The 21,609-nt window shown below is 62.5% G+C and carries 16 protein-coding genes; 7 read left to right on the top strand and 9 right to left on the bottom strand.

Features of this window, described 5'->3' with window-relative positions:
* Positions 1 to 290 precede the first annotated feature (290 nt).
* Together PCE31106_RS18895 and PCE31106_RS18890 are read left to right on the top strand one after the other, a co-directional pair.
* Positions 291 to 1,013 carry a response regulator transcription factor gene (locus PCE31106_RS18895; protein ID WP_150564343.1) on the top strand — a complete coding sequence of 241 codons (723 nt, stop codon included), beginning with the start codon at positions 291 to 293 and terminating at the stop codon, positions 1,011 to 1,013.
* Positions 1,014 to 1,111: 98 nt separating this feature from the next.
* On the top strand, positions 1,112 to 2,974 hold the full coding sequence (locus tag PCE31106_RS18890; protein ID WP_174975294.1) for a sensor histidine kinase: 1,863 nt from the start codon (positions 1,112 to 1,114) through the stop codon (positions 2,972 to 2,974).
* Positions 2,975 to 3,125: 151 nt separating this feature from the next.
* Here PCE31106_RS18890 and PCE31106_RS18885 read toward each other — a convergent pair whose 3' ends face one another.
* The gene (locus tag PCE31106_RS18885; protein ID WP_150564341.1) at positions 3,126 to 3,941 is read right to left on the bottom strand and encodes a DNA-binding transcriptional regulator; all 816 of its coding nucleotides are present in this window, start codon (positions 3,939 to 3,941) and stop codon (positions 3,126 to 3,128) included.
* 287 nt (positions 3,942 to 4,228) lie between these two features.
* On the opposite strand from PCE31106_RS18885, the gene PCE31106_RS18880 reads away from it, so the two are divergent.
* From PCE31106_RS18880 to PCE31106_RS18860, 5 genes are all read left to right on the top strand, one after another.
* Positions 4,229 to 6,082: a bifunctional 3-(3-hydroxy-phenyl)propionate/3-hydroxycinnamic acid hydroxylase gene (locus PCE31106_RS18880; protein WP_150564340.1), complete on the top strand. Its 1,854-nt coding sequence runs from the start codon at positions 4,229 to 4,231 to the stop codon at positions 6,080 to 6,082.
* A gap of 3 nt (positions 6,083 to 6,085) precedes the next feature.
* Positions 6,086 to 7,045, top strand: coding sequence for a 3-carboxyethylcatechol 2,3-dioxygenase (locus PCE31106_RS18875; RefSeq protein WP_150564339.1), 960 nt, complete (start codon positions 6,086 to 6,088; stop codon positions 7,043 to 7,045).
* Positions 7,046 to 7,060: 15 nt separating this feature from the next.
* Positions 7,061 to 7,846, top strand: a complete 786-nt coding sequence (gene mhpD, locus PCE31106_RS18870) for a 2-keto-4-pentenoate hydratase (RefSeq protein WP_150564338.1) — start codon at positions 7,061 to 7,063, stop codon at positions 7,844 to 7,846.
* Positions 7,847 to 8,131: 285 nt separating this feature from the next.
* The gene (gene mhpT, locus PCE31106_RS18865; RefSeq protein ID WP_150564337.1) at positions 8,132 to 9,418 is read left to right on the top strand and encodes a 3-(3-hydroxy-phenyl)propionate transporter MhpT; all 1,287 of its coding nucleotides are present in this window, start codon (positions 8,132 to 8,134) and stop codon (positions 9,416 to 9,418) included.
* Between the two features lie 120 nt (positions 9,419 to 9,538).
* A complete protein-coding gene (locus PCE31106_RS18860) occupies positions 9,539 to 10,408 on the top strand; it encodes an alpha/beta fold hydrolase (protein WP_150564366.1) in 870 nt (289 codons plus the stop codon).
* A gap of 79 nt (positions 10,409 to 10,487) precedes the next feature.
* Here the strand turns inward: PCE31106_RS18860 and PCE31106_RS18855 are convergent, their stop codons facing one another.
* The 8 genes from PCE31106_RS18855 to PCE31106_RS18820 form a co-directional block, all read right to left on the bottom strand.
* Positions 10,488 to 10,763, bottom strand: a complete 276-nt coding sequence (locus PCE31106_RS18855; RefSeq protein ID WP_302476062.1) for an SDR family oxidoreductase — start codon at positions 10,761 to 10,763, stop codon at positions 10,488 to 10,490.
* 158 nt (positions 10,764 to 10,921) lie between these two features.
* Positions 10,922 to 12,568 carry a fatty acid--CoA ligase gene (locus PCE31106_RS18850; RefSeq protein WP_150564365.1) on the bottom strand — a complete coding sequence of 549 codons (1,647 nt, stop codon included), beginning with the start codon at positions 12,566 to 12,568 and terminating at the stop codon, positions 10,922 to 10,924.
* Between the two features lie 146 nt (positions 12,569 to 12,714).
* Entirely contained in the window at positions 12,715 to 13,566 is an 852-nt protein-coding gene (locus tag PCE31106_RS18845; protein ID WP_150564335.1) for a 3-hydroxybutyryl-CoA dehydrogenase, read from the bottom strand.
* A 40-nt stretch (positions 13,567 to 13,606) separates the two neighbouring features.
* Positions 13,607 to 14,794, bottom strand: a complete 1,188-nt coding sequence (gene bktB / locus PCE31106_RS18840; protein ID WP_150564334.1) for a beta-ketothiolase BktB — start codon at positions 14,792 to 14,794, stop codon at positions 13,607 to 13,609.
* 62 nt (positions 14,795 to 14,856) lie between these two features.
* Positions 14,857 to 16,533, bottom strand: coding sequence for an electron transfer flavoprotein-ubiquinone oxidoreductase (locus tag PCE31106_RS18835; protein WP_150564333.1), 1,677 nt, complete (start codon positions 16,531 to 16,533; stop codon positions 14,857 to 14,859).
* A gap of 14 nt (positions 16,534 to 16,547) precedes the next feature.
* Positions 16,548 to 18,353 carry an acyl-CoA dehydrogenase gene (locus PCE31106_RS18830; protein WP_150564332.1) on the bottom strand — a complete coding sequence of 602 codons (1,806 nt, stop codon included), beginning with the start codon at positions 18,351 to 18,353 and terminating at the stop codon, positions 16,548 to 16,550.
* A gap of 227 nt (positions 18,354 to 18,580) precedes the next feature.
* On the bottom strand, positions 18,581 to 19,612 hold the full coding sequence (locus PCE31106_RS18825; RefSeq protein WP_150564364.1) for an AraC family transcriptional regulator: 1,032 nt from the start codon (positions 19,610 to 19,612) through the stop codon (positions 18,581 to 18,583).
* 280 nt (positions 19,613 to 19,892) lie between these two features.
* Positions 19,893 to 21,572, bottom strand: coding sequence for an acyl-CoA synthetase (locus PCE31106_RS18820; RefSeq protein ID WP_437343831.1), 1,680 nt, complete (start codon positions 21,570 to 21,572; stop codon positions 19,893 to 19,895).
* Positions 21,573 to 21,609: the final 37 nt, after the last annotated feature.

Genomic DNA, 21,609 nt, shown 5'->3' with positions numbered 1-21,609 from the left:
CGTCGCCCTTGCGGAAAACCGTTCTCCCACGCTGCCCCCCAATCCGAAAGCGTATGCCCGACTCCCGGATTTGCACGCCGTGTCACGTCAATGTCGTGCGCATTTTGGCGATCCTTGCGCAGCGCGAACCCGTTTGTGCGAAACGTAGCATTCGATGTGTGACGTCTGGCATCCCCCGAATTGAGTAAATTCGGGGGATGCCTACCCTGTTTGGGGGATGGGCGCTACGATAGCGGTGCGCTAATTTGCATGACATTGTCTCCCCGCCTAATTGTCTGGAATCCCAAGCTATGCCTGCCAGCCCGTCAGTCGATGCCGAACCGGTGCTCCCCGGACCGCTATTGCTCGTGGAAGACGACCCGGCGACACAAACGCGCATGTGCGGCATTCTGAAATCGCTGGGCTACCGCAATGAGATGGTCTGTCTGGCCGGAAGCCTCGCGCAGGCGCGTGCGCACCTGGCAAGCACGCCGTGCGCGCTGATACTGGTCGATGTGGGCCTGCCGGACGGCAGCGGCGTCGATCTGATCGGCGAGTTGCACGAAAGCGATCCCGCCCTTCCGATTCTGGTAATCTCCGCGTGGAGTACGGAGCAGATCATTGTGCGTGCGCTAAGGGCAGGCGCGACCGGGTATCTGCTCAAGGAGCGCGACGACGAGGAAATTGCGCTCTCGATACGCAGCGCACTGCGCGGGGGTGCGCCGATCGATCCTTTTGTTGCCAGGCATATTCTTAGCCTAGTCGGCGTCAGCCGAGCGACGCCACACGCACCGGCGGCGACGCCAGTCACCGGTCAGTCGCCGACGGCCGAGGCCGTGCCGGCATTGAGCCCGCGAGAAATCGAGATTCTCGGGCTCGTCGCCAAAGGCATGACGAACCGCGAGATTGCAGCCCTGCTCAATATCTCCAGTCTCACGGTCGCATGCCACATCAAGAACATCTACAAGAAGCTCGCCGTCAACTCGCGCACGCAGGCCGTGTTCGAAGCGCGTACCTTCGGCTTGTTGCCCTGACCCGCCGCATCGGCACGACGCACTCGGCACGGGGCAGGTCTCTGTCTCTGCGCAGTCTTATCGTCTTTGTCTGCCTTATCGGCCCGGTCCCCGGCATCGTGGACGCCCAGGGACAGACACGCCCGCCCGAGAACACCGCGCCGACGTTCGATCGTATCGAAGCCCTGCGCGCCACGAGCGATGACGTCGCGAGCATGAACCCCGATGCCGCCAACTGGACTACGGGGCACGCCCCAGACGTCGGCTGGACCGACGTCACGCTGCCCGACGTCTGGACACGCCGCTGGCCGGACTACAACGGCGTGGTCTGGTATCGGCTTACGTGGCGGGAACTGGAGCACCCACAGCCACGTGGCGTGCTGCTGGAATACCTGAATATGGCCGGCGCGGTGTACTTGAACGATGTCCTGATCTCGCGCGACAACTCGCTTGTCGAGCCACTGACGCGAGCGTGGAACACGCCGAGGTACCAAATTCTGGACACGCCGGCGTTACGTCCCGGCGTCAACACGATACTCGTACGCGTCTCGGGCCTGGCGGCGTACAGCCCTGGGCTTGGCCCAGTCGTGCTGGGCAGCCCCGACGTCGTGCACGAGCGCTACGAGCGGGAGCAATGGATACGGCGCGACTTGCAACTCTTCAGTCTCGCCATCACCCTGACCCTCGGCATACTCGTGTCGATGCTTTGGTTGTATCGACGCGACGAATCGGCCTACGGCTGGTTCAGCATGATGTCGCTCACCTGGTGGCTCTATGCGGTCAATCAGGTGGTCACCCGGCCGTGGCCATTTGCCACGAACGACGCGTGGGAGATCTTCGTCTCCATCGCATTTCTCGCTTACTGCGGCAGCTTCACGATGTACGTGTTGCGTTTTTGCGGCCGACGCATGCCGCGCCTCGAAGCGTTGTTATGGACAACGTTCGGCGCCGGAGCACTCTGGCTGATCGTCATGCCACACGATCGCATCGAGACATCGCGCGCGATCTGGGCCATAGTGCCCGGCGTGACCTATCTGGCGAGTTGCGTGCTGCTTTTCGTCCTCACATGGCTTGAGCGCAGGCTGGAACAACGTATCGTCTCAATGTGCGCGTTGACCTTCGTCGTCGCCGGCACCCATGATTTTCTGGTGTATTTTGGCGTGCTCACGTCGAACGTCTATTACACGACGCAAACGTCTCAGGTGCTCATGATCGGCATGGCCATCGTGCTTGCGAGGCGCTTTGCCGAAAACGCACGGAGAATCGCTCAGTTCAACGACGAACTGCGCGTCGGCATCGATAATGCGCGCGAGGAACTGGCGCATACGCTCAATCGTCAGCACGAACTCGAAGTCGTCAACGCGCGCCTCGCCGAGCGGCTGAATCTCGCACACGATTTGCACGATGGACTGGGCGGCGCATTGGTGTCGAGCATCGCGGCCATCGAACATGCGCCCCACACGTTGCCGCCGGCGCGCTTTCTCGCGTTGCTCAAGGAAATGCGCGACGAACTGCGTTTCGTCATCGACACGGCGGCCACGCATCAGCAAGGTGAGTTGGCGCTCGCCGAGCAGATTGCCCCATTGCGGCATCGGATTTCAGTACTCTTCGAGACGCAGAACATCGAGTGCATCTGGCGGCTCGACGGCATCTCGACGTGCGTGCTCAGCGCCGCGCAATCGCTGGAGTTGCTGCGCATTCTCCAGGAAACGCTGACCAACGTGCTCAAGCACGCGCAGGCGACCCGTATCATTGTCGAACTGCGGCACGACGGCAATCGGGTCACCTTGCGCGTTGAGGACAACGGTGTCGGTTTCGATATGCAGGGCATGCGAATCAATACCGATGCCCCGCAGGACCGGCACTTTCACGGCACGGGGCTCAACAGCATGCAACGGCGCGCCCAACGACTGGGGGGCTCGCTCTCCCTACTGCGGGAAAACAGTGCGACGGTCGTGATGGTGCAATTCGACCTCAGCTGACGCGCGGCGTATCAAGACCAGGCCTGAAGGGCTACATGGACGACGACAACCGGTACCGCATCGAATCAAAACTTGGTGGACTGAGTCCCGTGGAATATCGAATGCAAGCGGGAAAAAATCAGCGGTTCACCGTCACGGCGAGCTGCGACGCTTAATCGTCAACGGACGCCGCATGCGCGAGGGCGGCCGGCGCCACGGCTTCCGCCATCTCCGCCGCCGCCTCCTGCAGCGGCGGCACGAACCGCCGCACGGCCTCGGCCGGGCTCACAGCCTGATCGAGATAGATCACGTTAAGACTCGCCAGCACACGTCCCTCCGACACAATGGCGACCGCTACCGCGCCGATCTTGCGCTGGTCGAGCCAGTCGCCATGATTCGAGCCGAAGCCGTTCTCGCGCGTCTGTCGCACGAGATTGCGGATGAACGCGTCGTCGCCGGCAAACCGCTGCTGCAACTCCCCGCCCGCGCCCGTTCGCAGCAAATCGAGAATGTCCTCGCGCTCCGCCTCCGGGCACATGCCGAAGTATGCCCGCCCGGCAGCTGTGAACAGCATCGGCAGGCGCCGCCCGACCATGGCGCGGTGAAACGACAACGGGCTGAAACGATGTGTCGTCTCGCGGATGATCATGGCGTCGCCGTCGGGAGTGGTCAGATCGGAGGGCCACACCACACGTTGCATCAACTTCCCCATGATCGGCGGTGCGACGGTCGCGATGCGTTCGTCGTCCGTGAAGCCCTCGCTGAGCGAGCGCACCGCGAGCGCCAGTCGGAAGGTGTCGTCGGAGGTGCTGCGTCGCACGAATCCGTCTTCCAGCAATGTCTCCAGCAGTCTGCGCACGGTGGTGCGGTGAAGTCCCGTCGCTTCGCTCAACTGCTGCGGCGTCGCGCGTCCCCGCGCCATCGCGTTGAGCGCCCGCAGTACCAGCAGGCCGCGCGATAGCCCGCGCACGTTCGGATATTTGCTCATGAAATCGTATTTAAAATCAATGATGTGCATTCTATGCACATTTCGACGAAATTGTTGAGCGCTTTTCGCGACCTGCCTAGACTCATCGAAAAATCAGAGCGCTAGCGGAGACACCTTCTTTTCGGTGTGAGCGAGTGTCGTCGAAGACGCCTCGCTCGACGACCGACCCCGGCCCAACGATTAGCGGACGACACGAGCCGCGACGGAATCAACGAACGCAGCACGCCATTCGAACGCGCCAGACCGGCGTGCGGGGCGCGCTCGCGCTCAAAAAAGGAGCGAGACACATGAGTACATTCGACAAAGCCGCCAGTGCCGTGGCTGACACCAGTGCCGACATCACGACGGACGTGGCCATCGTCGGAGCCGGCCCGGTTGGGCTGATGATCGCGAATATTCTCGGCTTGCAAGGCGTGCGCGTCACGATCCTGGAAAAGCTGGATCAACTCATCGATTACCCGCGCGCCATCGGTCTGGACGACGAGGCCTTGCGTGTATTCCAGGCCGTCGGCCTTGCCGACGCTCTGCTTCCGCATACGACCCCCGATCACTGGATGCGGTTTGTCACGAGCGATGGTCACTGCTTCGCGTCGATCGAGCCGCGTACCGACGAATTCGGCTGGTCGCGCCGCAACGCGTTCATTCAACCGCTCGCCGATCGGGTGCTGTTCGAGGGGCTCGAGCGCTTCGCGCATGTGGACGTGCGTTTCGGGCACGGCGTCGAGGCGCTCGCGCAGGACGCTCGGGGGGTGACGCTGAGCACGCGAACGAGCGATGGCGAAGTCCGTACGATTCGCGCACGTTACGTTGTCGGCGCCGACGGCGGCAACAGCATGATTCGTCGCCTGCTTCAGGTGCCGTTCGAAGGCCGCACGAAGCCCAACCAGTGGATCGTGGTCGACGTGCGTAACGACCCGGTGGGCTCGCCTCACGTTTATCTGCACTGCGATCACGAGCGCCCATACGTTACCGCCGCCCTGCCCCACGGCATTCGCCGCTTCGAATTCATGGTCATGCCGGGCGAGACGGAAGAAGAACTCTCCAGGCCCGAGAACATGGCGGCGCTGATTCGCAAGGTGGTCGCGCATCCGGACCGGGTCGACTACATCCGCAAGCGGGTCTACACGCACAACGCGCGACTTGCGGAAACGTTCCGCGTGGATCGCGTGCTGCTGGCGGGCGACGCGGCGCACATCATGCCCGTATGGCAGGGGCAGGGCTACAACAGCGGCATTCGCGACGCCAACAACCTGGGCTGGAAGCTTGCGATGGTGATCAAGGGGCAGAGTCTCCCGAGCCTGCTCGACACGTACACCGCCGAGCGTCGGCCACATGCGCGCTCGATGATCCACCTCTCCGAAGTCGCGGGCGACATCTTTGCACCGACCACGCGCTTCGGCGTGCGCTTCCGTGACGCCTTCGTGCGCAGCTTCAACCTGTTTCCGTCGGTCAGGCGCTACTTCGTGGAAATGCGTTTCAAGCCGATGCCACGCTACGAAGCGGGAGTGGTGTTGCTTCCCCCCTCGACGTCCACCGGCGGCTGGCTGGCGCGCCTGTTGAAGCGCTCGGGCAATTCGGCGCCGGGCCGCCTGCTGGGCCTGATGAGCGAGAAGCGCGATTCGTGGCTCGGCCGCCGGGTGTATGGCCGTGACCCGTTTGCCAGCTCGCCGGTCGGGCGTCTGTTCATTCAGCCGAGTGTCCGCACCGGGACCGGCGAGCTTCAACGTCTCGACGACGTCATCGGCAATCACTTTGCCGTGCTCGGATGGGGGGCCGACCCGACGTTCGGCCTGACAGCGCGTGCGCGCGCCGTTGCCGAGACACTGGGCGTGCGCTTCGTGCTGGCCAAGCCCGACGTGCAGATGGCGCACACCGACGACGTACCGGAGAGCGTGATCGCGATCGGCGATCCACTCAATCGACTGAAGGACTGGTTCGGTGCGCGTTCGCAATCCGTGGTCTTGTTGCGCCCCGATCGATTCGTCGCGGGTGTCTGCGCCCCGCAGGAAGTGTCGGACGCGCTGATCGCGCTAGCCGGCAAGGTAGCGCTCTCCGATGATCCGGTGCGGCAGGCGACGCCGCTGCACGCGCCAAAGCATCACGCCCCCGCCCTTGTCATGCAGCAAGTTGCCGGAGCCTAAGTGATGCCGATTCATCTCGAATGCATTTCGCACACGCCGTTGCACGGCTATTTCGATCCGCCCGACGACATCGTGTCCGAAGTGAAGCGGGTGCAGGCGCAGGCACGCGAGCGCGTGCGCGCGTTCGATCCCGAACTGGTCGTCGTATTCGCGCCGGATCACTTCAACGGCTTCTTCTATGACGTCATGCCGCCGTTCTGCATCGGCGCGGCGGCCACGGCGATCGGCGACTTCAACAGCCTGGCCGGCAAGCTGCCGGTCCCGTCAGATATCGCGCATGCGCTCGCCGAGCATGTGCTGGCGTCAGAGGTCGATGTCGCGCTGTCGTACCGCATGCAGGTCGATCACGGCTGCGCCTATGCGTTGGAGGTGCTCACAGGCGGGCTCGATGCCCACCCGGTCGTGCCGGTGTTCATCAACTCGGTCGCGCCGCCGATGGCGACGCTGCGCCGGTCTCGCCTGCTGGGAGATGCCATCGGCCGGCACCTGGCGCGCACGGACAAGCGCGTGCTGGTGGTGGGATCGGGCGGCATCTCGCACGAGCCGCCCGTGCCCGAGTTGATCGGTGCGACCGAGGAGGTCGCCGAGCGTCTGATCGCCGGCCGTAACCCGTCCGCAGAGTCGCGCGCGGCGCGTCAGGCACGCACGGTGGCCGCCGCCGAAGCGTTCACGGCGGGAACGAGTCATCTGCATCCGCTCAATCCGCAGTGGGACCACGCGTTTCTCTCGTTGCTCTGCGACGGGCATCTGCGCGCCGTCGATGACATCAGCAACGACGCGATCACGCGCGACGGCGGCAAATCGGCCCACGAAATCCGTACGTGGGTCGCAGCGTTCGCGGCGCTCGCCGCTTATGGCGAGTACAGCGCGTCCATCGATTACTACCGTGCGATTCCCGAATGGATCGCCGGCTTTGCCGCGATGCACGCCACGCCGCAAACGGCGCTGGCCGCGGCCGCCTGATAGAAGGAGTCCCCAATGTCGAATTCCCCGTTGATTCAGACCCTCGCCGAGCGTCTTCGCCGGGCCGAGGCCACGCGCCAGCCCATTGCACCGATTCGCGGCGAGATCGCACCCGACGACATGGCGAGCGCCTATGCCGTGCAGCAGTGCAACGTCGCCGCGCGCGCCGCCACGGGCGAGCGCATCGTCGGCCGGAAGATCGGCCTGACATCGCTCGCGGTACAGCGGCAACTCGGTGTGGATCAGCCCGACTTCGGCGCGCTGTTTGCCGGCATGGCTTACGGCGACGCGCAGCCGATGCCGCTTGCGAGCCTCATCCAGCCCAAGGTTGAAGCCGAGATCGCGCTTGTGATCGAGCGTGACCTCACGTGCGAGAAACACACGTTCGCCGACATTCTGCGCGCCACCGCCTATGCGGTCGCGGCCGTGGAAGTCGTCGACAGCCGCATCGAGCAGTGGAATATCCGCTTCGTCGACACCGTGGCCGACAACGCGTCGAGCGCGCTGTTCGTGCTGGGCAGCCGACCGGTCGCGCTCGCCGACATTGACCTGACAGCCTGCGCAATGACGCTTTCGCACAACGGCGAAGTGCGCTCGCGCGGCAACGGCGCGGCCTGTCTGGGCAACCCGCTGAATGCCGCAGTCTGGCTCGCCGACCGTATGGCGCAACTCGGCACGCCGCTGCGCGCTGGGGATGTGGTGCTCACCGGCGCGCTCGGCCCGATGGTCCCCGTTACCGAGGCAGGTACGTTCGTCACGGAAATCGAAGGTCTGGGCAGCGTACGCGCGACGTTTGCGTAAGGCAGCCCACGCACGCGCCATCGCACTCAAGGACACGCGGGCGCATCGGGACGCATCGGGACGCATCGGGCAGCAGCGCAAGACGACTGGTGGCGGTGCTATGCGAGTCAAGACGATGCAATGCGGCAACGCCATGGGGTGAACCGATGCGACGAACTAATGCGACTTAGGTCGCTTGTGAACCAGACTTTTCGCCGTCGAACATCGAGAGGTAAAGCGCGCAACTCCCAAGACTCAACACGACCGCCAAGAAGAGCGGATTTTCCTGGAACTGGAGACAAAGCAATGCAAGCATCATCACCGCAAGGCGCGGCGCCCGCAAAGGGTAGCCTCGCAACGATCGCACTGTGTTTGGCCATCGCCCTGCTCGAAGGGCTCGATCTGCAGTCGGCCGGCGTGGCGGCCCCACGCATCGCAAAGGAGTTCGCGCTTTCCGTGGCGCAGATGGGATGGGCGTTCAGCGCCGGTGCCATCGGCTTGTTGCCGGGCGCGGCACTTGGCGGGCGTTTGGCCGACCGTTGGGGGCGCAAACGGGTGCTGATGTTGTCCGTCGCGCTGTTCGGCATTTTCTCGCTCGCCACGGCACACACCTGGAATTTCGAATCGCTGCTGACGGCGCGCTTTCTGACCGGTCTCGGTCTCGGTGCCGCCATGCCAAATCTGATCGCGCTGTGCGCCGAAGCTGCACCGGAAGGCCAGCGAAGCACGGCTGTTGGCGCCATGTATTGCGGCATGCCGTTCGGCGCAGCATTCGCTGCCGTGATCGGCATCATGAGTCCTGGCGACGAGGGCTGGCGACACGTGTTTTACGTCGGCGGCTTCGGTCCGATGTTGATGGTGCCACTGCTGGGGCTTTATCTGCGTGAGTCGGCACAGTTTGTCGCCACGCGTGTGACGCGTGACTCCGGCGTCGGCGGCACCACGGCGCAGCACGACGCGCCCGGCGCGACACCGAGCATCACGCACGCGCTGTGGAAGGAGGGCCGCACGCGCACGACGATCGCACTGTGGACGAGCTACCTCGGCACGCTCATCGTCCTGTACTTCCTGATGAACTGGCTGCCGTCGATGGTCGTGGCCAACGGGCTGTCGCGCGCGCAGGCAGGCATGGCCATCATGATGTTCAACATCGGTGGCGGCATCGGGGCGATCGGCATTGCGAACGTGATGGATCGTTACTCGCCGCGCCTGACCGTGATCGGCATGTACGTCGGCATTGCGTTGTCACTGGCCGGGTTGTCGGGGGCCAACGGTGCGGTGACGATGGCCTGCGGCGCCTTCTTCTGCGGACTGTTCCTGGTCGGGGGGCAGTCGGTGCTGTATTCGATGGCCGGGCAGGCGTATGCCACAGAAGTGCGGGGCACGGGCGTGGGGGCGGCGGTGGCCGTCGGGCGTCTCGGTTCGATCCTGGGGCCGCTGATCGCCGGTCAGTTGTTCGCGCTGGGGCAGAGTGCGTCGATGCTGGTGTCCTCGAGCATTCCGTTGATCGTGATTGCAGCCGTTGCCGCGCTGAGCGTGGTGAGCACGTTCGCACCGCGCATGGTCGCCAGCGTCACTCAGCCGGGGCGATGACCGGCCGGCGCCGAGCGTCGTCGAGTGCTTGAGAAAGTCTTTGGGAGGGTGGCGTGTTTCATGACGAGGCGCGCCGTCCTCAACGATTCACTATTCGTAGAGGGAGTCATTATGACGACAATGCAATCGGCCGACATGGCGCTCACGGAAGCGTCCACGAGCCGTTTCGTGACGATCCGCGACGCGGACACAGAATATCGCATTCACTACAACGATACCGGCAGTGGCGCCGAAACGGTGGTGATGCTGCATGGGTCCGGACCGGGCGCGACCGGCTGGGCCAATTTCAACCGCAACGTCGAGCCGATGGTCGACGCCGGCTACCGCGTGCTGCTGGTCGATTGCCCCGGTTGGGGAAAAAGCGATCCGGTCGTCAACACCGGATCGCGTTCCGAATTGAACGCACGCGTGCTCAAGGCCGTGCTCGATGCGCTCGACATCGAGCGCGTGCACATCATCGGCAATTCGATGGGGGGACACAGTACCGTGGCGTTCGCCCTGTCGAATCCCGCGCGTGTCGGCAAGCTGATCCTGATGGGCGGCGGCACCGGCGGGCCGAGCCAATTCGTGGCCATGCCGACGGAAGGCATCAAACTGCTCAATGGTCTGTACAAGGATCCGACCATCGAGAACCTGAAGCGCATGATGAACGTGTTCGTCTTCGACGCGAGTTCGATCACCGAGGATCTGATGCAGGCCCGGCTCGACAACATGCTCGCGAATCGCGACCACCTCGAGAATTTCGTGAAGAGTCTTGCCGCGAATCCGAAACAGTTCACGGACTATGGCGCACGATTGGGCGAGGTCGCGGCGCCGACGCTGATCGTCTGGGGGCGTGACGACCGGTTTGTGCCAATGGACGTCGGCCTGCGACTGCTGGCCGGCTTGCCGAATGCCCAATTGCACGTGTTCAACCGCTGCGGACACTGGGTGCAGTGGGAGCACGCGGACGCATTCAATCGCATGGTCATCGACTTTCTGGCGCACTAGAAGAATATCGCCCATCGGCTTCCCTGTCATAGGGTCATCGCATGACAGGGAAGCTTCGCGGATCGGTGAGAATCAGTCTTCAGCGCCGTGCGTGCTTGGGTGAGATGCCGAGGTAAGCGGATCCGAGCGCCGCGACGGATTGCCGGAGACCCGAGCCGAGCGATTTGCCGCCATCGGCAAAGTACGTCTGCCCCATAATGAAACGCGTTCCGGGGTCGCAGAAGAAGACGATTGCCCGCGCGATATCCGCCAGGGATGCCGCCGCACCCGAAGGTTCCAGCACCGCGGCGGCAGCGTATTGGTCGGTCGGCACGGTACGGGGCATCGGTGTGTCGGTAAAGCCGGGCTCAATCAAGGCGCAGGAAAACTAACATTCAGACCAGCCCGAAATAGTCGGGCAGATCAGGGAGATAGTTCTTTACCGTTGTCGCATTTTTGTCCGAAACACTGGTTGAATCCGAGATAAAAAAGCGCTGTACAGAGAGCGGCCGGCGTTCGCCCCACGGAAATCGGTCAGACAAACTGTTCGCGCATCGCCTTCTTGTTCAACTTGCCGACACTGGTCCTTTGCAGCGAGTCGACGAACCTGACGATTTGTGGCACCGCGTATTTTGAAATTTCCCCAGTCGCGGCAATCGCAAGCAGATGGCGCCTGATCTCTTCGTCGTCGACGGAGCCCGCGTCCGCCTTCAGTACGACCAGCGCGACCGGCCGCTCGCCCCACTTCTCGTCCTTGACGCCGAACACCGCCACTTCGGAGACCGCAGGGTGACGAGAGATCAGGTTCTCGATTTCGAGCGACGACACCCATTCACCGCCTGACTTGATCACGTCCTTCAGTCGATCGGTAATCTGCAGGTAGCCCGCCGGGTCGATGCTGGCGATATCCTGGGTATGCAGATACCCGCCCTCCCATAGCTGCTCCGAGGCTTCCGGATTGCGAAGGTAACTTTGCGTCAGCCATGGCGCGCGCACAACCACTTCGCCGAAGGCTTTGCCATCGTGTGGAACGTCTGCCATCGCGTCATCGACAATCCGCAGATCGACCAGAGGAACGGGAAGACCGGTTTTGCAGCGCAGGCGTATCTCCTCGGTCGCATCGAGTGGGCCAAGGTCGGGCTTGATCTGCGCCAGCGTGAGGATCGGACCGGTCTCAGACATGCCGTAGCCCGTAAAGACATCGATGCCACGTGCGAAAGCGGCGCTCGCCAGGCCTTGTGTCAGCGCACTCCCGCCAACGATGACTTTCCAGCGGCTGAAGTCGGCCGTCTTCGCTTCGGGGCAGTTCAACAGCATGTGCAGAATCGTGCCGACACAGTGCGAAAAAGTCACGCCCTCGTCACGGATGAGCCCCACCAGCCGGTCGGGGGCATAGCGCCCCGGGTAGACCTGCTTCAGCCCCATGACCGTTGCGACGTAGGGCATGCCCCACGCGTGAACATGGAACATGGGGGTGATCGGCATGTACACATCGCCTCGATGCAGCCGTTGCCCCGAGACCGGACTCGCCAACCCGGCCATCACGCTGATCGTGTGAAGTACCAGTTGCCGATGAGAAAAAAAAACACCCTTGGGTTGCCCCGTGGTTCCGGTCGTGTAGAACGTGGTGGCGCGCGTGTTTTCGTCGAAATCCGGGAACGAATAATGCGTATCGCTCACCGCGAGCATGCGCTCGTACTCCGTCGTGAACGGAATCGTGTGTGTCGTGAGGGCGTCGTCGTCTTCGTCGATGAGAACGAAGGTGTGGACGGATTTCAATTGATCTTTGATCGCATCGATCACCGGCAGGAAATCGGTATGGACCAGAAGCACTTCGGCGCCGGCGTGATTGATCGTGAACGCGATTTCCGCGTTGGACAATCGTACATTGACCGTCTGCAACACCGCTCCCATCATCGGGATAGCGAAATAACATTCCAGATAGCGATGGCTGTCCCAGTCCATGACGCCGACGGTACTGCCATGCCGCACGCCAAGCTTGGCAAGGGCGTTGGCGAGTCTGGAGATTCGCTCGTTCATCGTCCGGTACGTCATTCGATGTTGCCCCCGGTAAACAATCTCCTGCTCCGGGGCGTGAGCCAGCGGGGTATGCAAAAGCTGCTTGATAAGCAAGGGATAGGCGTATGCCGAGGGGGTCGTGTTCGTCAACTCGTCCTGCATCATTGTCTCCTGAATCTGATGTTGGTTTTATCCCATCTCGTCCCAGCCGGGCCAGTCAGCGATGATCGATTCGCGCCTGGCTGCCCATCGGGCAAGGGCGTCAGACCTGCCATCGAACGGGCATCCTCCCGGTGCCCGTTCGATACTCAGTCGTAACGATAGACACCCTGGCCTGTTTTGCGCCCGAGCCGTCCCGCCGCCACGAACTCGCGCAGCAGCGGGGCCGGCCGATACTTCGGGTCTCCGAAATCGTTCAGAAACACTTCCATGACGGACAGGCAGACGTCGAGTCCGACCAGATCCGCGAGCGCGAGCGGGCCGATCGGCTGATTCGCGCCAAGCTTCATTCCCGCGTCGATCTCATCGGCGCTCGCAATGCCTTCGGCAAGGACGAAGAAGGCCTCGTTGATCATCGGCACAAGGATACGGTTCACCACGAACCCGGGGGAGTTCCTGACGACAATTGGCGTCTTTCCCAGACGCTTTGTCAACTCGCTAATCGCATCGGCGGTGGCGTCGCTCGTCTGCAACCCGCGAATGATCTCGACGAGCGGCATCAGCGGAGCCGGGTTGAAGAAATGCATTCCGATGAAACGCGAAGCGTCGCCCAGACCCGCCGCCAACGCCGTGACCGAGATAGACGAGGTGTTCGTCGCAATGATGGCGCCGGGACGCGCCACCGATTCGATCTGCCCCAGAATTCGGTGCTTGAGGGCGACACTTTCCGTTGCGGCTTCGATGACGAGATCGGCATCCGACAGTGGCTGATAATCCGTCGAGAACCTGACTCGCGCAAGCGCAGCGCCTCGTGCTTCCGAGTCGAGTTTGTCTTTCGCAACAAGCCGATCGAGATTGCTTTCCAGCCGTGCGAGCCCGTTCGTCAGGGCCGACTCGGCAACATCGATCACGATGACATTCAATCCGGCGGTAGCGGCGGTCTGCGCGATGCCATTGCCCATCGTCCCCGCGCCGATAATTCCTATCGTCCCAATTTCCATTATGGCTCTCAGTGGCTAGCGTTGCTGCATCGTGCGCAACTCATTGAAGATTCTCAAAGATTGCGGCGATACCCTGGCCGCCGCCAATACACATCGTGACGAGTGCATAGCGTCCGCTCACGCGCCTGAGTTCATGCAGCGCCTTGACGGTAATCAGAGCACCTGTCGCGCCGATGGGATGGCCCAGAGAGATGCCCGAGCCGTTCGGATTCACTTTTACCGGGTCGAATCCAAGCTCCTGTGCGACTGCGCAGGCCTGTGCAGCAAAGGCCTCGTTGGATTCGATCACGTCGAGATCGCCTACGGTGAGTCCCGCACGCTCGAGCGCGATGCGCGTCGCGGGTACGGGGCCGATGCCCATATAGAGCGGGTCGACGCCGGCATGCGCGTAGGACACCAGGCGCGCCAGCGGCTTCAAACCTCGCGCCTGCGCCGTCTTGCGCTCCATCAACAGGACGGCCGCAGCGGCGTCATTGATGCCGGACGCGTTGCCAGCCGTCACCGTCCCGTTTTCCTTCTGGAATATCGGGCGCAGCTCCGCAAGCTCGGGCTGTTCGACGTCCTGGCGCACGTGCTCATCGGTATCGAATACGACCTCCTTGCCTCTCACGCGTCGAGTCACCGGAACAATCTGCTCCTTGAAGCGGCCCTCGGCGATGGCACGCGAGGCGCGGCGGTGCGATTCGACCGCAAGGGCATCCTGCTGCTCGCGCGTGATGCTGTACTTTCGCGCGACGTTCTCCGCGGTTACTCCCATGTGCACCCGTTGGAACGGATCGTGCAACGCGCCCAACATCATGTCGATCAGTTGCGCGTTGCCCATGCGAGCGCCGAAGCGTGTGTCGGGCGTAATGTATGGCGCCCGGCTCATGTTCTCGGCGCCGCCACCGATGGCGATGTCGGCGTCACCCAGCAGAATAGACTGCGCGGCGCAGACGACCGCCTGCAGCCCGGACCCGCAGAGGCGGTTGACATTGAAGGCCGGCGTCGCTTCCGAGATGCCACCGTCGAGCGCCGCGACTCGCGCCAGATACAGGTCTCTCGGCTCTGTGGCGATCACGTTGCCAAACACCACGTGGCCGACGTCGGCGCCCGCCACTTTCGACCGCGCGAGTACCTCTCGCACCACGATCGCACCCAGTTCGGTCGGCGGGAGGTCTTTCAGACTACCGCCGAACTTGCCGATAGCCGTACGAACGCCACCGACGACAACGACTTCTCTTTGCATTTCTCGTATCTCCAAATGGACGCCGGACGCGCCTCATGCCATGAAGCACGCCCGGGGTTCAATTACATGTTGGAATAGTTGGGGCCGCCGCCCCCCTCAGGTGCGACCCAAACGATGTTCTGGCTTGGATCCTTGATGTCGCATGTTTTGCAATGGAGGCAGTTCTGCGCGTTGATGACAAGCTGCTCGCCACCACTGTCCTGCTTCACATACTCGTAGACGCCTGCAGGGCAGTAGCGTGATTCGGGCCCCGCATAAGTCCGCCAATTCACGTTCAGCGCAACCGCCGGGGCCTTCAGCGTCAGATGCGCCGGCTGATTCTCTTCGTGATGGGTGTTGGAGATGAACACCGAGGACAATCTGTCGAACGTGAGTTTGCCGTCGGGTTTCGGATATTCGATGGGCGTGCTCTGCGAGGCCGGTTTCAGCGTCTCGTGATCCGAATGCTGGTGGTGCAGCGTCCACGGGACGTTGCCGCGCAGCACCTTTTGCTCGATGCCGACCATCAGCGTGCCCAGATACAGACCTTTGCTCATCCATTGCTTGAAATTTCGGGCGCGGTGCAGCTCGGCGTACAGCCAGGAATGCTTGAACGCCTCGGGATAGGCCGTAAGCTCATCGCCTTCACGCCCTGCCTGCAATGCCTCAAATGCCGCTTCGGCAGCCAACATGCCCGACTTGATCGCCGCATGCGATCCCTTGATACGCGATGCGTTCAGGAAGCCCGCGTCGTCACCGACGAGCGCGCCCCCGGAGAACACCAGCTTCGGCAAGGACATCAGGCCGCCCGCCGTCATCGCGCGCGCGCCGTAGGACAGGCGTCTCCCGCCTTCGAGCACCTTGCGGATTTCCGGATGCGTCTTGTATCGCTGGAACTCCTCGAATGGCGACAGATACGGATTCGAATATCCCAGGCCCACGACGAAGCCGACTACCAGCTGGCGATCGTCCATGTGGTAGAGAAACGAGCCGCCGTACGTGTCGTTCTCGAGTGGCCAGCCGGCCGTGTGCATGACCAGGCCCGGCGTATGCTTCGACGGTTCGATCTCCCACACTTCCTTGATGCCGATGCCATAGACCTGGGGATCCGCGTTGTCGCTCAGCTTGAACTTCTCGTTCAGTTGACGGCCCAGGTGCCCACGTGCGCCCTCACAGAAGAGCGTGTATTTCGCGTGTAACTCCATGCCGAGCTGGAAGTTCTCCGTCGGCTTGCCGTCCTTGCCGATGCCCAGGTTGCCGGTCGCAACGCCTTTGACTGCCCCGTCGTCGTCGAAAAGCACTTCGGCGGCCGCAAAGCCGGCGAAAATCTCGACGCCGAGTCCTTCTGCCTGTTGCCCCAGCCACCGCGTCACGTTGGCCAGCGAAACGACATAGTTGCCGTGATTCCTGAAGTTGTCCGGAAGTGCCCAGGCGGGCACCCGCTTCGAACCGGCTTGCATGAGAAACAGGAACTTGTCCTCGGTGACCTCCACCGATAGCGGAGCCCCTTTCCCTTTCCAGTCGGGGATGAGTTCGGTCATGGCGCGTGGGTCCATGACGGCGCCGGAGAGGATGTGAGCCCCGATCTCCGAGCCCTTCTCCAGAACGCACACGGACAACTCGACGCCGCTCTCGACAGACAACTGCTTGAGGCGAATCGCCGCGGACAATCCGGCCGGCCCGCCGCCGACAATCACGACGTCATAATCCATCGACTCGCGTGCGCCGGCCTGTTCGATCGGGCTTGCTGTGCTGAGCATGTCCAACCCCTGCGTCAGAACTGGTCGTCGGTCAACGCCAACGCACCTTCGTTGCCGTCGTGGGCGCCAACGATGGCGGCTTCCAGCGCAGTCGCGAGCGGCAGGACCTGGGTCGCGAAGCAATGGGCGGTTGCCATCTTGGCATCATGGAACGAGGGATCGTCGTTGCGCTTGTCCGTGGCGACGAGCAACGCACGGGCAAACTGCCATCCGGATAGCACGATGCCAGCCAGCTTCAGATACGCCACGCTGCCGGCAAATACGGCGTTGGGATCGTCCTTGGCGTGCGCGAGCACGTAGTCGACCACGTTCGCCAGCGATTCGCGCCCCGCCCCAAGTCGCTTGTGGAGCGCCTGGAACGCGGCGTTCGATTCGTACGACTTGTGCTCCCACAATGCCGCGAGGGTTTCGTCGATTTTTGCGATCAGCACCTTGACGACAGCACCGCCGTCACGCAACGTCTTCCGGCCGACGAGATCGTTGGCCTGGATCGCTGTTGTGCCTTCATAGATGGCAAGGATTCGCGCGTCGCGAAGATGCTGCGCTGCCCCCGTCTCCTCGATATAGCCCATGCCGCCATGCACCTGCACGCCAAGGCTGGCGACGTCGTTTGCCAACTCGGTGCTCCACCCCTTCACCACTGGCACGAGGTATTCGTAGATGGCCTGATGGTCGGCACGCACCGACGCATCGGTATGACGGTGACCGATATCGCTGTGCGCTGCCGCGACGTAGGCGAGCCCCCGGGCACCCTCCGTGAGCGCACGCATGGTAGCGAGCATCCGACGCACGTCGGGGTGTTTGATGATGCTCAGCGGCGCCTTCGACGAGCCGTCTACGGCGCGCCCTTGCACACGGTCTTTCGCATAGGCCACGGCCCGCTGATAAGCGCGGTCGGCCACGGCAATACCCTGCACACCGACACCGAAACGTGCCGCATTCATCATGATGAACATGTATTCGAGGCCGCGGTTGGCTTCCCCGACCAAATAGCCGATGGCCCCGCCGTGATCGCCGAACTGGAGCACCGCCGTCGGACTCGCCTTAATGCCCAGCTTGTGCTCGATGGACACGCAATGCACGTCGTTACGGGCACCCAGAGAGCCATCTTCGTTGACTACGAATTTCGGCACGATGAAAAGCGACAGGCCTTTTACGCCCTCGGGGGCGCCGGGCAGGCGAGCGAGTACGAGATGCACGATGTTGCTGGCCATATCGTGCTCGCCCCACGAGATGAAGATCTTCGTGCCGAAGAGATGGTAGCTACCGTCGCCGACCGGTTCGGCACGCGTGCGAACCAACGCGAGGTCCGAACCTGCCTGCGGCTCCGTCAGGTTCATCGTGCCGGTCCACTCACCCGAAATGAGCTTCGGCACGTAGCGTTCCTTCTGCGCCTGGCTGCCGGCAATGAGCAACGCCTCGATGGCCCCGTCGGTCAGCACCGGGCACAACGCCAGCGACAGGTTCGCGGCATTGAGCATTTCAATGCAGGCGGTCGCGATCAGTTTGGGCAGTCCCTGACCGCCATACTCGGCCGGGTGGACAACGCCCTGCCAGCCACCGTTCGCGAACTGAGAAAAGGCTTCCTTGAAGCCCGGCGTAGCGGTGACAACGCCGTCCTTGAAACTACTGGGGTTGACGTCACCCTCGACATTCAGCGGCGCGACGACATTGGCGTTGAAGCGGGCCGCCTCGTCGAGCACGGCCTGGGCGCAGTCCGGCCCGGCGTCCTCGAAGCCGGGAAGCGCCGCCACGCGCTCGAGATCGGCCAGCTCCTGCATGACAAAGAGCATTTCCTTGACGGGTGCGATATAGCTCATTCTGGTGCTTTTCCAGTGGACGGTAGTGAAGAGGCCTGCCATGACACCGGAACGCTGAGGTCCTGCACGGCAACTATCGACCAGATCGTAGCGGCGATAGGCGAGAATCCCGATAACCAAACCGGACCATCTATTGACAATATCGGCCACGAGTCGACCAGGGAGGGTTCCCCGGCAGGGCCGGAATGCAGGGCGTAGTCAGCCGTCCCGCCGGCTTTCGTCGTCGATCAGGCCCTGGGCGGGCGGGCCGCAACGGGCCGAAGTGCAGCGTGCCGATACTCGCCCGGCGTGCTGCCGGTCCATTGACGGAACGCGCGATGGAACGCAGTGGGGTCATCAAATCCGACATCGGCGGCGATCGCCGCAATCGCTTCCTGGGTTTCGGTGAGGCGCCGGATCGCAATATCCCGTCGCAACTCGTTCTTGAGCGTCTGGAACGCCGAGCCTTCGGCGGACAGCCGCCGGCAAAGCGTGCGCACCGAGCAGTTGAGGACTTGAGCAACGTCATCGATGGACGGCATATCGGGAAGTCGCGATGCAAGACAATCCCTGACCCGATGGCTCGTGAGTTGCTCGTTGAAGGCCACGAATATCCAATCCTCTGGCGCTCGCGCGAGAAACTTGCGCAGGTCGGCCTTGCGCTGACGCACGCGCATATCGAAATAGGAAGCGCTGAAGCGCATGCGTGTCAGCTTGCAGTCGAACTGCGCCGGTCCCGGGAAGAGATAGAGGTAATCGACGGCGTGAGGAGGCCGCTCAAACGCGAATTCCACCTGCAGAAGCGGGATCTTTTGACCGATGAGCCACGACCCCACGCCATGCGCGAGCTTCAGCATCAACTGCTGGCCCAGGGCGCTGACGCCGGCGGGCCCCGCCCGCAACACAATTTCGGCCACAGGCCCGACTCGAGAAGACTCAAATCGAAAGTCGTCGAGAATCAGATGCATGAACTGGCCGAAGCGGTGCATTGCCGTTTCGAGGTTGGGAGCGTCGAGCAGGCTGAGGCACAGATACTTCAGGGTGCCATTACGCAAAGGACGCTCGAAGATACCCGGCATTTCATCGTCGAACTCGATCGCAAGTGCGCGGTAAAGCGTTGAGAATTGCGATTCCGTGACACGCGCCCCAGGCTCGGTCAGCAGGGCGTCGGAAATACCTGCCGCTTCGAGGTATTGCCTGACGACATCAGGCGGCGCGCCTACGCCGTCGAGGAAGCCCCGAACGAGTGAGATGGGTACGGTAGCGCTTAGTGAATGCATTGCCGTGATCTGGTTGATGTCGCGTGCACGGACGAAAGGAAGCCCGCTTGTCCCTCGGCGGATATTATCAACGCAAGTACGCCCCGGCGCGGTGTGGCGTGGCGGAACAACGGACTGAGTCCCCGAAAGGGCCCATGAAACCATGGCGGGTCCGCATTCGCTGCCGACATTGGCGGGCCTGGCAGCGTGCGCGCGACGCTCGCCTGAATCGGGCACAAAGGAAACCGGCCTGAGTCGTCAGGGACTCAGGCCGGTTCTTATGCGGTGAAGATCCGCTGTGTCAAACCTTGCTGTCGGACGAGGTGCGCGGCATTCCGGTTGCACTGTCTCCGGCAAGATCGATCGCGGATGCAGATTGAACCCGTGCACGCAAATCGTACTTCTGGATCTTCCCTGTCGACGTTTTTGGCAGTTCGCCAAACTCCACCCGTTTCGGCACCTTGAAGGCTGCCAGGTGTTCTCTGCAGTGCTTGATGATGTCCTCGGCTGTCGCCGTCGCGCCTGCTTTGAGTTCGACGAATGCGCAAGGAACTTCGCCCCACTTGGCATCGGGCATTGCAACGACTGCGGCAACGGAAACGGCAGGGTGGCGGTAAAGCACGTCCTCAACCTCAATGCTGGAGATGTTCTCCCCGCCGGAAATGATGATGTCTTTGCTTCGGTCCTTGATGCGTATATAGCCGTCCGAAGACATGACGCCGAGGTCCCCTGTATGAAACCATCCGCCGAAAAATGCTTCGTCGGTGGCTTTCGGGTTCTTCAGATACCCTTTCATGCAGATGTTGCCACGAAACATGATTTCGCCAATGGTCTCCCCGTCTGGAGGGACTGCCTCCAACGTAGCGGGGTCACGTACCGTTACCGCGGCCTGCAGGTGATATCGCACGCCTTGCCGGGCATTGAGCGCAGCGCGGGCATCGCCATCCAGTGCTGACCACGACTCCTGCTTTGCGCATACCGACGCCGGACCATAGACCTCGGTCAGTCCGTAGACATGCGTCACATCGACCCCGATGTCATTAAGCTTCCCAATCACTGCCGGTGACGGCGGCGCACCGGCAACCATCGTCGCTACGCGATGGCCGATACCGTGCCTAAGTTCCGCCGGAGCGTTTGCGAGCGAACTCTGAACGATCGGCGCACCGCAATAGTGGGTCACCTTCTCGCGGCGTATCAACTCGAAAACCTGATTCACATCGAACCGTCTCAAGCAAACGTTGACGCCTGCACGTGCGGCGATGGTCCAGGGAAAGCACCAACCGTTGCAGTGGAACATCGGCAGCGTCCACAAATAGACGGCGTGTTTCGGGAGATCCCACTCGAGGATGTTCGAAACGGCATTCAGATAGGCGCCACGATGGTGGTACACGACGCCCTTGGGATCTCCGGTGGTTCCGGACGTGTAGTTGAGCGCAATCGCGTCCCACTCGTCCGCCGGCGGCGACCAGGCAAAATCCGAGGCGCCGCCGTCCAGGAAAGTCGGGTAGTCGACGGCAGAGGCGAACGCCGCGGGATCTGCCGGCATTGCATCCGCAACGCTGACGATGCGCAGCGCCGGAAACTCCGCTGCGGCAGCCCGAGCGACTTGCGAGTATTCGGTGTCGATGATCAGAACCTTCGCTTCGCCGTGTCGCAACATGAACAGGATCGTTGGCACATCCAGCCGGGTGTTCAGCGTATTGAGCACCGCTCCTGCCATCGGCACTCCGAAATGGACCTCGACCATCTCGGGAATATTGGGAAGGAGAACCGCCACAGTATCGCCGGTTCCGATCCCGGCGCCCTGCAGCGCGCTGGCGAGGCGTCGGGTCCGCGTATACGTTTCGGCCCACGTGCGACGAGTGTCGCCATACACCACGGCGAGCCTGTCACCATACACGTCAGCGGCTCTGACGATGAAATCGATAGGACTCAAGGGGACGTAGTTTGCTTCTCGGCGCTCAAGGCCTGTGTCGTACATCGCTTCCATTCTGCGTCTTCTCCACCGGTATCGGTGC

Origin of the sequence: Pandoraea cepalis, from assembly GCF_902459665.1 — a bacterium.
Classification (GTDB): domain Bacteria; phylum Pseudomonadota; class Gammaproteobacteria; order Burkholderiales; family Burkholderiaceae; genus Pandoraea; species Pandoraea cepalis.
Note: the sequence above shows the minus strand (reverse complement) of the source record. Positions and strands in the feature narration are given on the sequence as shown.

Excerpts from the sequence above, each read along its gene's own strand:
- mhpD (WP_150564338.1), top strand. The coding sequence starts at position 7,061 with ATGTCGAATTCCCCGTTGATTCAGACCCTCGCCGAGCGTCTTCGCCGG.
- PCE31106_RS18835 (WP_150564333.1), bottom strand. The coding sequence starts at position 16,533 with ATGCTCAGCACAGCAAGCCCGATCGAACAGGCCGGCGCACGCGAGTCG.
- PCE31106_RS18860 (WP_150564366.1), top strand. The coding sequence starts at position 9,539 with ATGCAATCGGCCGACATGGCGCTCACGGAAGCGTCCACGAGCCGTTTC.
- PCE31106_RS18880 (WP_150564340.1), top strand. The coding sequence starts at position 4,229 with ATGAGTACATTCGACAAAGCCGCCAGTGCCGTGGCTGACACCAGTGCC.
- PCE31106_RS18830 (WP_150564332.1), bottom strand. The coding sequence starts at position 18,353 with ATGAGCTATATCGCACCCGTCAAGGAAATGCTCTTTGTCATGCAGGAG.
- PCE31106_RS18825 (WP_150564364.1), bottom strand. The coding sequence starts at position 19,612 with ATGCATTCACTAAGCGCTACCGTACCCATCTCACTCGTTCGGGGCTTC.
- PCE31106_RS18845 (WP_150564335.1), bottom strand. The coding sequence starts at position 13,566 with ATGGAAATTGGGACGATAGGAATTATCGGCGCGGGGACGATGGGCAAT.
- PCE31106_RS18895 (WP_150564343.1), top strand. The coding sequence starts at position 291 with ATGCCTGCCAGCCCGTCAGTCGATGCCGAACCGGTGCTCCCCGGACCG.
- PCE31106_RS18885 (WP_150564341.1), bottom strand. The coding sequence starts at position 3,941 with ATGAGCAAATATCCGAACGTGCGCGGGCTATCGCGCGGCCTGCTGGTA.
- PCE31106_RS18820 (WP_437343831.1), bottom strand. The coding sequence starts at position 21,572 with ATGTACGACACAGGCCTTGAGCGCCGAGAAGCAAACTACGTCCCCTTG.
- PCE31106_RS18850 (WP_150564365.1), bottom strand. The coding sequence starts at position 12,568 with ATGCAGGACGAGTTGACGAACACGACCCCCTCGGCATACGCCTATCCC.
- mhpT (WP_150564337.1), top strand. The coding sequence starts at position 8,132 with ATGCAAGCATCATCACCGCAAGGCGCGGCGCCCGCAAAGGGTAGCCTC.
- PCE31106_RS18875 (WP_150564339.1), top strand. The coding sequence starts at position 6,086 with ATGCCGATTCATCTCGAATGCATTTCGCACACGCCGTTGCACGGCTAT.
- bktB (WP_150564334.1), bottom strand. The coding sequence starts at position 14,794 with ATGCAAAGAGAAGTCGTTGTCGTCGGTGGCGTTCGTACGGCTATCGGC.